Annotated in this window: 9 protein-coding genes and 2 pseudogenes; 4 read left to right on the top strand and 7 right to left on the bottom strand. The window is 35.8% G+C overall.

The annotated features are described in order from the left end of the window. Window positions 1-405: pseudogene (locus ACFIJS_RS08070) on the top strand (phage integrase central domain-containing protein); the annotation flags it as partial. Between the two features lie 310 nt (window positions 406-715). On the opposite strand, the gene ACFIJS_RS08065 reads toward ACFIJS_RS08070, so the two are convergent. Next, window positions 716-1120 carry a flagellar protein FlgN gene (locus ACFIJS_RS08065; RefSeq protein WP_375651071.1) on the bottom strand — a complete coding sequence of 135 codons (405 nt, stop codon included), beginning with the start codon at window positions 1118-1120 and terminating at the stop codon, window positions 716-718. Between the two features lie 1672 nt (window positions 1121-2792). Beyond that, a pseudogene (locus ACFIJS_RS08060) lies at window positions 2793-3143 on the bottom strand (recombinase family protein); the annotation flags it as partial. A 206-nt stretch (window positions 3144-3349) separates the two neighbouring features. On the opposite strand from ACFIJS_RS08060, the gene ACFIJS_RS08055 reads away from it, so the two are divergent. Together ACFIJS_RS08055 and ACFIJS_RS08050 are read left to right on the top strand one after the other, a co-directional pair. Further along, a complete protein-coding gene (locus ACFIJS_RS08055) occupies window positions 3350-3655 on the top strand; it encodes a hypothetical protein (RefSeq protein WP_375651069.1) in 306 nt (101 codons plus the stop codon). Between the two features lie 270 nt (window positions 3656-3925). After that, window positions 3926-4204 carry a hypothetical protein gene (locus ACFIJS_RS08050; RefSeq protein WP_375651068.1) on the top strand — a complete coding sequence of 93 codons (279 nt, stop codon included), beginning with the start codon at window positions 3926-3928 and terminating at the stop codon, window positions 4202-4204. 69 nt (window positions 4205-4273) lie between these two features. On the opposite strand, the gene ACFIJS_RS08045 is transcribed toward ACFIJS_RS08050, so the two are convergent. From ACFIJS_RS08045 to parA, 3 genes are all read right to left on the bottom strand, one after another. Next, window positions 4274-4489, bottom strand: coding sequence for a helix-turn-helix domain-containing protein (locus ACFIJS_RS08045; RefSeq protein WP_375651067.1), 216 nt, complete (start codon window positions 4487-4489; stop codon window positions 4274-4276). Between the two features lie 212 nt (window positions 4490-4701). Next, window positions 4702-4932, bottom strand: coding sequence for a plasmid partition protein ParG (locus ACFIJS_RS08040; RefSeq protein WP_375651065.1), 231 nt, complete (start codon window positions 4930-4932; stop codon window positions 4702-4704). Further along, window positions 4929-5558, bottom strand: a complete 630-nt coding sequence (gene parA / locus ACFIJS_RS08035) for a ParA family partition ATPase (protein ID WP_375651064.1) — start codon at window positions 5556-5558, stop codon at window positions 4929-4931. The genes ACFIJS_RS08040 and parA overlap by 4 nt, the downstream gene beginning before the upstream one ends. Window positions 5559-6556: 998 nt before the next feature. Between parA and ACFIJS_RS08030 the strand changes: the two genes are divergently transcribed. Next, window positions 6557-6886 (top strand): TIGR01244 family sulfur transferase, encoded by a 330-nt coding sequence (locus tag ACFIJS_RS08030; RefSeq protein WP_375651063.1) that lies wholly within the window; start codon window positions 6557-6559, stop codon window positions 6884-6886. 2109 nt (window positions 6887-8995) lie between these two features. Here ACFIJS_RS08030 and ACFIJS_RS08025 read toward each other — a convergent pair. Beyond that, on the bottom strand, window positions 8996-9997 hold the full coding sequence (locus tag ACFIJS_RS08025; protein ID WP_375651061.1) for a bifunctional riboflavin kinase/FAD synthetase: 1002 nt from the start codon (window positions 9995-9997) through the stop codon (window positions 8996-8998). Continuing rightward, window positions 9997-10842: a TIGR01459 family HAD-type hydrolase gene (locus ACFIJS_RS08020; protein WP_375651060.1), complete on the bottom strand. Its 846-nt coding sequence runs from the start codon at window positions 10840-10842 to the stop codon at window positions 9997-9999. Before ACFIJS_RS08020 ends, ACFIJS_RS08025 begins: the two co-directional genes overlap by 1 nt. Window positions 10843-12048 lie beyond the last annotated feature (1206 nt).

The following is a 12048-nucleotide window of genomic DNA, read 5'->3' as shown; positions in this document are numbered from 1 at the left end:
TGCTCAATGGATTTACCGTTATACCATTCACGGTCACCGCAGTGAAATGGGATTGGGTGCCTTAAGAAATGTTTTTTTAAAAAAAGCACATGAATTAGTAACACAATGGCATTCTGTTTTACATGAGGGTCGTACCCCCATTAAAAAACGAGAGAAACAAAAGCGTGCGACAATGCATAATCTCCATTATTTAAAAGACATTGCTCTGAATACTTTTGAAAGGCGTAAAGCAGAATTAAAAGATGATGGTAAGGTTGGGAATTTGTTTTCACCTTTACGGCGTTATATTCTCCTTAAATTAAGCTGCCTGCCTGTTTCAGAAATTACACAAACAGAGATACTCAATATCCTCGCTCCCATTTGGCATACAAAAGCGCAACAGCAGAGAAAGCACTGAACCATCTTAAATCCATTCATATAAATGCATATCCTAAAGGTATCTTCACCTATCATTTACCTAACAAATAACATATGATTTATAATCTTTTCAAATTTAATGCCAAATATAATAAGATTATTTTATCACATACCCATCTCATGATGAATCAACTAAAACCATTCGCTTGGCCATCATAAAAAAGAATGGTGTGTGAATAAAAACGAGTAAAAAAAGAATAAAAATGTTCCAAGAATCTCAAGAACCAAAAGCTATCGCAACATTGGAAGCGAACAAATAATATGACAATGTTAGAAAATATAACAATATCAATTTGAATTATTCTTCTGTTTCTTTTGCACGTCCAGATAATTGCATAGCTCTAGAAAGATCATTAACTGCATTTAAATGCGTTTGAAGTAATTCACTATTACGCTGTAATTTTTCTTGTAAATCAGACAACAAACTTTCAACCTCATGCTCAATATCTTGATTCATGTAGCGCTTCACATCGCTCATGGATTTATTAAGATCGCGCAAACCACGTATTTTACATAAATTTATTTCTTCGTAATCTGGAACACCACTGCTCTCTAGCATATTGCTTTCATAATCAACAACTTGAGCTAATCCTTTAACAGCAGCAACAAATTTTGTCATCGCCCAATCACGATCAATAAGATTATTATCAAGAACTTTTGTTTTTGATGCAAAACTATCATCACTATATTGCACTACAGACATTTTCACTTCCCCTTCAACACTATTGTTCAATCTTACTTTCAAATGAGGGAGATTAAACAGGTTCTCTTCAATGCTGATACACCTAATCACGCTCGTGGTGCGAACATTGCTCAAACAACAGCACAACAACCCTTCAAAGCTTATACCACTTCAACTTTTAACGCATTCTCTCAAATATTTTTTTCTTTGCTCCAAAATCATCATTGCTACTATACTACTTCATCAAAACGCTATAAACTTGAACCTTACGCAGCAATATCGAAACTTCCACATTAGCTCTGTCTATTTCGCCTTGCCGATTTGATCTTTGCCTATTTTATCACCAGCATCAGCAGCACATCTTCAACAGAAAACAACAATGCTCTCACAGGAACTTTGGCCATAAAAACTATCTGCCGACAAAAACCCGCAGCATATAAAGACTTAAGCCCATTAAAAATTCAGCATTTTACCGATAGCAGCATTTTACCCTCCATAACCTTATGGCTTTCTCTGCACCTAAATTTACGTACCTTCCGGCACCCTACAAAATCAGTTCGCACCCATTCAAAAAAACACCCCCCTATGCCCTTTCTGCACACATGCAGTGTTTCGCATAAAACACAAAGATGCTTTTTTGAACAGATCAGCCATACAGAAATATTAAAAAAGACATCTTAAAATAGCTAAACAGCCATCAATCTCTCTTTTTTTAACTATCATTCGCTTTTCTTTGCAAGAAACGACTGTATAAGATTTTTTAAACCTTTTCAAGAGTTTCTTAGCCAATCAGTTCGATATGTCTTCAATCGCATATTCATGCGCTTGTTTTAAAAAAACATCTCTTAGTGCACCCAAGCCTATTTCGCACTGCAGCCCATGAATAGTATAATGATAAATCTCCCATGACGTGTATAAAATCTATTGAGCACTTTCCATCTTTACGCTTAATAAAAGAAGCAGCCAGCACAATCACACACTTTTCCAGCCCTAAATGTTGCAACAACCTTTAGCACTTGAGATAGTTCATAAAAGGTATTTTTACTTTTTGCTTCAACAGTTTTTATCCACACAGCTCTCCATGTTTGTAACGTGCAAGCAGGTGGTTTTAATTGATTCAACCTAGAACAGATTTTGACGAGATCCTTATTCAACATAAAATAATCAATTTATTTTCATAAATCAAAGTGTTATTCAAAAAATATTCATCACACACTCGAGAACAAAAAAACACCTCATACGTAAAGTTTTACATGAATTCCACCGCTCAACATGATAATATTACGACACAATTAAGATAAAGAATAACAAGGAAAAACCTTGCAAACTCAGAAAAGAGAGGAGAAAAATGAAAAGGTGTGGGGGGTGCTCAACTCCTCACACATCTGGCAAAACCGTCCTAGCAAAACTGCCTCACATCTTAACTAATGTTATAATATTCTCAAATCAAAAGCAATTTTTAAAAAATAGTTTAAGAAAAACATTTCAGTATAAAACGATAATAATTCCATTCAGAACGTTTTTCTCTTTTTAAAACAGAGAAAAGTAAATTCTAAACAGATGTTTCCTCCCAACTTTCCGAAATTAGCCGCAACACTTAAAGCCGATCTTAGTGTGATGAAACATTTATTTGTGATAAACGCAAAAAACACCTCAAAGGTAGATTTAATCTCATGTTTTAAATACATGCAAACAAAACATTAAACAAATCGCTTTGTAAACTACCGTCCATGATAAGATTTTGTTTCGTCACGTGAAAAATTAAACCACGTTCACTAGCGGCTTTGAGAATTTCTAGGACAGCAAGAGAAGAACCAGCTATACGAGAAAATTCAGGAGTTAATAATACATCTCCTCGTTCTGCTTTTTCAATTAAAGCACCAAGCTTACGCTTGCGCCAATCTTTTCCTCTACTTGCAACTTCTTCTTCAATATGAAGTGGAGCAAAGCCATGTTTGTTAGCATATTCTAACAAGCCAAATTTTTGATTTTCTGTATCTTGTCCATCACGAGAAACACGCAAGTAAGTGTAAAATTTTGTCATATTCAGTAAAAATATCAATTTAGATTTAAACTGATATATTTTTATTCAAAAAAAATGTCAAATAAATATATATTTTTGCATCAGAAAAAATGATCGTTTTTTCTGATAGAATAATCAGAATAATCAATGATAAAATAGGAAATTTGATTGATCAGATTTAATCATTAGATTAATATTTCAAGACAGATTACAGAAAGGAATTTCCTATGGAAAAGAAATTACCCAAAAGTTATATGACTGATGCTGAACGTGAGGAGTTACGAGCAGGCGGTTTAGATCAAAATGGTATTTATACTGCCGAGTCAGAAGCTGCAGATCATGCCGGTGATGGCACCGCAGCATGGGAATGGTTGGCAATGACTGAGCCTCCAGCACATACACTTTTGTTTCTTAGATCTGAACATGGAGCAGAATTTATTCGTGATATGGGATTTTCTACAAAAAAAGCTGATGAGAAATATGGTCCAGATTGGTTAGATAAAGGTGTTATGATAGGAGGCGATTATTTCTGAAGAAGACGACAAGATAGAAAAGATTTTTTTCCGTGAAAATAACTATGTAGAAAGTCGTGCTCAAACATTAGCGACTAAGAAGCTGTGTAGTGTGTGGAATGAATTGTATGATCATGTTTGAGATGTTGGACGTAGCAATAACTTATCGTTACTTATTAGTACAGAACGCAAAATTGTAAAAAATGACTTGTTTAGATATGCCAATAGTAAGTCTATGGCAGGGAGCCTCAGAACAGCTTTAGCAGAAATAGATGTATTAAAGATCATGTAATGATTGTTTCTGATCCTAAGCAATATGACCTAATCAATAGAGGACATAATCTACCAAAGCTTCGTAAAAATGGATTGCCTTATGATGCAGCTAGACGAGCAATGGCATCACATTATACACGGTTGAAAAATCTCGATAAAGGGCGTTTAACAGATATTGAAAAGTCTATCCTTGATATGCGGATGAATAATATGAAGGTAATGCGCAAGATCTACGAAAATATGCAAGCTAAAGCTATAAATCTTGATGCAAATAATCAGTATCGTAGAGAAACGTGAGATCTCCACTTTTTTGTTGTTGTAATTGACCTACTAATTTTGCGTGTAAATAAAAATCAAGTGTACGGGTCATAATTTTTCATTTTCAATCTGAATATCGAGACCAAGCATTGAAAGCACATGTATGGTTTTTCCAACATGACAAGACTCTTTGCCTCTTTCTAAATCACGGATAAAACGTACACCAACCGCTGATGTAGTTGCTAACTGTTCTTGTGTTAATCCTTGTTGTTTACGTGTATTTCTAACAATAAAACCCAATATTTTCATTCTGCTTTCAATCATAATCGTCCCTTTCGGGATGATTTTATCATTTTATGCTTTTATTACAAGAAAATAAACCTGTACGGGACGTTTTTATCCCATATACTCCAAAGCCTTATCCGAAGAACAAAGAAGAGGGCGCTTTTATCATTATTAACTTCGTATAAAAACAACCGATATCATCTCTAGAAAAAGCACTCCAACCAACGAAAACTTATTATCGTATACCATTTTTACACTCTTCCGTATTTTTGTGAAAGCAATTCGCGCACCTCATCGGCGATTTTAGTCCCACGACTTGCACAACTTACCTTAATCAATCGATGCAAACTTTCTGGTATATCAATCGTGAGACGCTTCATACCTCCACTCATGCTCCCTTTGGGGCTTCCTACCCATGCATCCGCCGTTAAAGGAATTGATTTATTAGTTGGTTTCGTGCCAATTTTAATTTTTTTATTCATAGCGCTAACTCCTTGATTTCCGCTGCAACAGCTTCAATCTCTGCTGTTGCTGGTCCTTGCTTATCAACTTCATAAACCGCCTTCCCCTGTGCTGCTGCTTCTGCAAAAATCACGCGCTGCGCAACGTTAGAAGAAAGAATATGCACCGGGTATATGCCAAGAGCTTCGTTCACATCACGCCCTATTGCTGTATTGACTATTTTACGATTAATAACAAAAGCAGATTTAAGATTTTCTTTATAAACACGTGCTTCATCAATCAGCTTTACAATTCCATCCGCTGCCCAAATATCATAGGGACTAGGCAAAACAGGTATAAGCACCAAATCCGAAGCCATAAGAGCACTACGAGCAAGATCAGTCACACGCGGAGGACCATCGATAATAATATGATCATAACCATGACCAATCTGTGTAATCTCTTTGTGAACCGTTGCACGCGGTAAACCAATAACCGAAAACAAAGGTGCATCTTCACGCGCAGCAGCCCAATCCAATGCGCTCCCCTGTGGATCAACATCAATAAGCAATACCCGTGCACCGGTACGCACAAAACTGGCCGCAAGATTAACGCTCAACGTAGTTTTTCCTACGCCTCCCTTTTGATTCAAAAGTCCAATGATCATTTATTACGCCTTTCAGCATTATCGTTTTTACGATTATACAGAAAGTAACAAAAGAAGCAAGCATTCAATACGTGCAAAATAACCATTTCTCCTATTTTTAGGATAAAACAACAGCCCTCAATTTTGTCTTTATAATATTCTTTTAGCATGAGCAAAAACATTATGAAGATGATGTTCTTGAGAAGAACAAACATAAATTTAAACAAGAGACACGCTCTTCTTCCCCTACCCTAAAACGAAGATTCTTAAATCCATGTCGATCTGTAAACAATGCTCTGTAAATGATCCAGCTTCTTATCTTGCCCCTGCCATTTGGGCTTCTCCTTTCATGCAATTCACCTAATGCAACTCTACAAACAAGCTCCACTCTGAATATACAACAAACTATAAGGAGCAATCATTGTTTTGCACGTTGAATGAGAAAGCCGAAATCAGGAAGATTCTTTCGTTTAATGCCCTCTTATATTAAATCAATCAAAATCATGTTCTCTTGTACGTTACAAGGAGGGCTAGCGTGTAGAAAAAACACTTAAAGAAAGGATTAAAATGCTTCTTATGAATCGTCTCAAGAATCAAAAATGTAGTACCATTGGGGACTCGCAAATGTAACAATGGTGCCGACTTACTTCTTCATAAGCGTAAAGGGGATGGTTACCAATGAATTTTATACTCTTTACGCTCGACAAGGTAAAATGGGCTTAAGAAAAATAAAGATACCTCTAACAAGCGTGTGAACAAACAACACAATGGAATGTCTATGCTTGGTAAACACAATAGATTATCCATAAAGACCAAACAGCCGTCTTTCATAAGGTCGAATAACAAACATGTTGCGGAGTGCAATATTTTGCATCTTACAGCTTATTTTTTCCAAATAGATCTTCTCGACAAAAAGAATATTTTTGTTAAGATGCCATTGAAAAACTTACCTTCATTAGTCCTTTTATATACCAGACCAGAGGGTATAGTGAAGGTCGTGTAATTGAGAATAAATAAAAATGAACTTACAACAAATTGAACCTAATATTTTTATCAGCGCCCAAATTAGCATAGAAAATATCAAAACATTAGCACAAGCTGGTTTTAGAACAATTATCTGTAACCGCCCCGATCGCGAAGAGCTTCATCAACCTGACTTTTCTAGCATTAAAACGGTCGCAAATGAATATGGCATAAAAGCCTATCACATTCCCATTTCTCCTCCAACTATAGAAAAATCAGCTGTTAAAGCCATGCAAACAATTTTAAAAACCGCCCCTCTCCCTCTTCTCGCCTTTTGTCATCACGGAGCACGCTCGCTGCACCTTTATCGTTTAGCAAGTCTTTAAACATAGGTTTCATACGCGTCCTCCTCGCCTTAAAAAATGAAGACTCTTAAATACACATCGATCTGTAAAAAATAATCTGTCAATAATCTTTGGCTTGCGCTTTCCACTCAGGCTTCACATTTCATAAAACTCTACAAGCAAGCTTTGCTGTTAAATATACAACAAACATGCACACCTGAAGCCATAAAAATGCATGAAAATTCATATGATAATCAAGAAAACTTTTTTCACCTCACCTTTTATCACTGCTCCACCTTCTTTTTCTATGCCTTTACCAGCACAGCTCATTCGTACGCCACAGACTCCTAAAACGACAGTAAAACCACTAAGAAAACCCCATATTCCGTATAAAAGACATGCAAAGTATTTTATAAAAAAGCCATAAGCCATAATCTATGGTTAATTGCAACGTATTGATTTATAATAATTAATTATTTTGCACGTTAAGTGAGAAACCCTAATACCGTAAGATTCTCTCATTTTAAGTCTATTTATAGTGAATCAATAAAAAGCGTATTTTTTCTTGCATGCCACAAGCAAGAAGAATTTGTGTGAAGTAAAACGAGTTAAAAAAATCCCTCTCATAAACGCTCTCAAATAGCCAAGGCTGTACAACAACTGAAGGCTTGTCGATATAACTGATGATGCCGGATTGCTCTTTTATTAGGCATAAAGATGATAGCGCTCAACGGAGCTTGCATGATACCATTCATGAGTGCCATTATGAAAATGGATATGGGAAGCGTTGAAAGATATTTCTTTAAAACAAGCGCGTAAATTAGCAAAACAAGTATATTCCAGCATTTTATTTTACCCGTAGGGCGTAATTATCCTATTCAAAGAACAACAAAAGCCTGAAACTGTTATTTTCATGATTTAAGAGACATTGCTCTGAACACTTTTGAAAGTGGAAAACCCGAATTAAAAAAAGACTGTCATCTGGACTGATTTCTCCCTTTATAACGTCATATTTTCCTCAATAAGGCTATAGATTGATTTCAGAGATTATCCAAATGAATAGAGGCAATAGGGCTCTTCCCCATCTGGCATACAAAAGCTGTAACAGCAAAGAGAGCACTAAAGCGCCTTAACTCTTTGTCTCAAACATACTGCTGCCTTGAGGATCGCTAAAGCAAAAGTTTTATGAGAAAAACAACACCATAAAGTCATGAATAGACCGAACATAGATTGGAAAGATGTCCCAACTTTTATCCAACACCTCTATCAAAAAATAACAAGAAATTATTGGCTTTGCGTTTTCATATCCTTACAAGATTGCCTTCCCTTTGCATTATAGACGTTATATTTGGTGAAAAACAAAGGAGATATATGGACAGTTCTTTACTTGAGAATCTGAAAGACTTATGTGTTACGATAACGAAATTGTGCCTTTATCAATTAAAAGCATTAGAAATTTTGAAACAAGCACACCTACTTTCTCACAATGATTTCTTTTTATCGGCAATCGATCACAGTCTTCTTAATGCGAATTTCCTGTCATAATATACGAAAAAACGAGACTTAAAGCATTTTCCATCAACTTCATTCTCGTTTACGTGTTTGGTTAGAACAAAGACGCCGCTGACCACCACTCTACTTCACGAGACTCGACAAACAAACTTTTTTTAAATATTCATCATATGATACCAAATATCACATACGTAAGGTTTTACATAAACCCAATATCATCATAAAAGACGATACGGCATAATAAAACAAATTAGAAAAAAACCATAAATTTTTAAAATAAAAAAGTCATCGATTAAATTTTATCAAACTATAAACTTAAAATCGCAAGAAATTTTAAAAACAGCCTTTCTCCCTCTTCACGTCTATTATTACCAAATAGGCTAGGACTTATTCTTTACTGCATCTTTTATGCTAGATTTTAATGGATCAGAAAGAAACAAGCAGTAAACTTTTGAATGACAACAAAAGCCATAAAATGAACTTTGAAAAAGACAATGCCAAAATCAGATATTCAGATATTCGCTTCTTCCTCTCAACAACGGAAAAACCATATATTCCACGATGTTTTGGAATATATCTTTGTGATTATAATCACTTTAAGTGCTATTTTTACAACTCTTCTCTCTTTTTTAGATAAGTTTAGGGCATATTTTTAAAAGTAAGCAACCTATCCAATTTTGATAATGGTTGTACTGTCTTTAAAATTTCTTTTGCTTTTTTTTCATCATGGTGCATTTGCACAATCAAAGGTTCAAGCCCATCAAATTTTTCTTGTCCTCGCAAAAACTGGAAAAAAGAAACGGTACAACTTTCCCCATAAAGGTCGTCATTAAAGTCAAACAAATAGGTTTCCAAAAGTGGCGCACCATCTTTAACAACTGTTGGACGACAACCAAAGCTTGCAACACCATCATACAAAACACCGTTCGCACGACGCAAACGTACCGCATAAACACCATGAGCCAAACGAACTTGGGGAGGCAACATTTGATTAGCGGTAGGAAATCCCAAAAGACGTCCAAGTTTATCGCCTTGAATAATATTGGAGCATACCCGATAGTGATACCCTAACAAATGGGCCGCTTTTTCTACTTTTCCTTGTGAGAGAAGCTGCCGAATAAAACTAGAGGAAATAATCAACTGATGTGAATCTTGAAGACGAGAAACGCAAGAAACTTGCACAACCTCAAATCCATACTTCTTTCCCCTTTGGCAAAGAAGATGTGAATTTCCACTTTTCTGATGACCAAATTGAAAATTTTCCCCTGTCACCACAGCTGAAACATCAAAAGCCTGTTTTAAAATCGATTTGATAAATTCATCCGCTGAAAGAGTGGCAAAGCGTGCATCAAAGGGCTGTTCAATCACGCCATTAAAGCCAAGGACTTTAAAAATTTCAGCTTTTTCAGCTGCTTCTGTCAAACGATAGACAGGAGCTGAACGTTGAAAAAAACTTCTTGGATGTGGTTCAAAGGTTAAAACAACTGCTGGTTTCTTTTTTATCCGCGCGAAATCAAGCGCTTTTTGCAACACCACCTGATGTCCGCAATGAACACCATCAAAATTTCCAAGTGCCAACACAGCTCCCCGCCAAGCCGAGGGAAACATGTGAGTTCCCTGAAGACGCAAAAAATTAGCCATTACTGAAGTGCCCACATGATTGCTCGTGGTTTATAACCATGACGTTCAAGAAAAGAATGCAAAGCTTGCTTATCCACCACACCATTTTGCGTATAATCATAATGATGAATCCCCCCCATAATATAAAGGGCATCAAGACCAAAATGAGCCGCCCCCTTAATATCCGTCAAAAGGCCATCACCAATAGCTAAAACTTGACTTTTTTCCACAATTCCACGAATTTTTTGAAGTTTTTCAAAGGCACACTCATAAATAGGCGCATGAGGTTTTCCAGCAATGCGTACTTCCCCCCCTAATTGTTGATAAAGACGCGCCAATGCACCAGCGCACCAAAATTCTTTATTTCCATAATGGACAATCACATCAGGATTAGCACAAATAAAAGGTAAATTCCGCGCCCGCATGCGAAGAAACATCTCCTCATAAGCAGAGGGTTCTTCGTCAAAATCTTCAAGAAAACCGCTACAGACGACAACAGAAGCCTCCCATTCTTCAACAAATTCACACTCTAACCCTTCAAACAGCACCAAATCACGTTGTGAACCAATAAAAAAAACTTTACGCGGAGCTGTCCGAATGAGATCGCGCGTTACATCCCCTGAAGTGATAATGGCATCATAGTAGTCACGATGAACATTCATGCTTTGTAATTGAGTAGCAACATCTACCCGTAGCCGAGGAGAATTGGTCAATAAAATAACACTTTTTCCCATTTGTCGAATTTTATACAATGCTTTCAAAGCTGATTCAAATGCATGTACACCGTTATGCACAACACCCCACACATCACAAAAAACAGCATCATAATGCGCTATAATAGTCTCAATATGGGTAAGTTCATTCATGGTGCACCTATCTCTATTTATCATTTTAAGCTGTCTTTTACTTCAAAACTACTTACCGAAAGATAATACTTGTGTCATCTGCTTTCTCAAACCATATCCCAACTTTGCATCGCTTATAGGAATCTTAAGAAATAATAAAATAAATAAGTTTTCATTAAGTTGTGCAAAATCCTAAAACGCTTTATATCAAAAGGTTATCATTCCACAATGCTCATCTTTCTCTTAAAAACTTTAATTCTAACAATAACTGCGTTAATACAGTTTTTATCTAAAACACGCACATTCTTAACAACGAACAAAAAACTCCTAAAAAAACGCTTCCTTAAGTATAGAATTATTGATTTATAATAATAATTTATTATTCACACATAATGAGAAACAAAAATATCTTTTCTCATTTCAAATCTATTTATATTGAATCAATCAAAACTATTCGCTTGCACATTATAAGCAGGATAAGCATATAGATAAAAATACGTGAAGAGAGAAAAATAGCTCTTATGTTCCCTTTCAAAGGTAAAAACTGTCGTAATATTTTGTACTGACAAAGAGTATATGCCATCGTGTATCTTTTTTTCAGTAAAGATAGAAATATAGCTTTTATCCCATTCATAGAGGCTTTTACGTTATACACTTTACGAAACGCCATTGTGAAATGGCCGCTAACCTTGAGAAATATCTTCTTAAAACAAACATGTGAATATACAACAACCAAATCTATTCTTTTTTTATTTTATTTTGCATGAGGGCTCTTTACTCATAAAAGCTTTCCCCTATCATCATGATATCTAAGCCGCACTAAAACAAATCTTTTTTGTTATTAGTTAAGAACAGCACCATAGGCGGTACCTTGAACTTAAAAACCAAGGTTTACCTTTGTAAAAAGCGCATCTAAAAACATGAGTTTAGCAAACAAGCCTTAAAAAGTTGAAAGGCAAACAACCTCTCATTTAAAAAAATCTATCCGTCTCAAGAAAAACTATTTTTATTGCCAATTTCCTAAAATTACTTTACTAATTAGAAAATGTTTTGATCGTATACGCAACGACCAATAGGGCCTTGAAAACCCGAAACCCTAGCGTAAAAATAAACCCACTGTGTGGGTATCCCGGAATTCCGGGAGATTTTGCTATGTCCAGGTGCTTTCAGCACTAAAAGCAAAATGCTGACTAGGGTTCAGTGTTTTCAAGCTCCCGGAATACCAAT

This window comes from Bartonella sp. OT172YNZD (assembly GCF_042193725.1).
GTDB classification, from domain to species: Bacteria; Pseudomonadota; Alphaproteobacteria; order Rhizobiales; family Rhizobiaceae; genus Bartonella; species Bartonella grahamii_A.
The sequence above is the reverse complement of the archived record's forward strand: the minus strand, read 5'-3'. Positions and strand labels throughout refer to the sequence as shown.

What these genes read in the sequence shown, in the direction of transcription:
- ACFIJS_RS08055 (WP_375651069.1), top strand. Translation starts at nt 3,350, where the DNA reads ATGGAAAAGAAATTACCCAAAAGTTATATGACTGATGCTGAACGTGAG.
- ACFIJS_RS08025 (WP_375651061.1), bottom strand. Translation starts at nt 9,997, where the DNA reads ATGGCTAATTTTTTGCGTCTTCAGGGAACTCACATGTTTCCCTCGGCT.
- ACFIJS_RS08030 (WP_375651063.1), top strand. Translation starts at nt 6,557, where the DNA reads ATGAACTTACAACAAATTGAACCTAATATTTTTATCAGCGCCCAAATT.
- ACFIJS_RS08065 (WP_375651071.1), bottom strand. Translation starts at nt 1,120, where the DNA reads ATGTCTGTAGTGCAATATAGTGATGATAGTTTTGCATCAAAAACAAAA.
- ACFIJS_RS08020 (WP_375651060.1), bottom strand. Translation starts at nt 10,842, where the DNA reads ATGAATGAACTTACCCATATTGAGACTATTATAGCGCATTATGATGCT.
- ACFIJS_RS08050 (WP_375651068.1), top strand. Translation starts at nt 3,926, where the DNA reads ATGATTGTTTCTGATCCTAAGCAATATGACCTAATCAATAGAGGACAT.
- parA (WP_375651064.1), bottom strand. Translation starts at nt 5,558, where the DNA reads ATGATCATTGGACTTTTGAATCAAAAGGGAGGCGTAGGAAAAACTACG.
- ACFIJS_RS08040 (WP_375651065.1), bottom strand. Translation starts at nt 4,932, where the DNA reads ATGAATAAAAAAATTAAAATTGGCACGAAACCAACTAATAAATCAATT.
- ACFIJS_RS08045 (WP_375651067.1), bottom strand. Translation starts at nt 4,489, where the DNA reads ATGATTGAAAGCAGAATGAAAATATTGGGTTTTATTGTTAGAAATACA.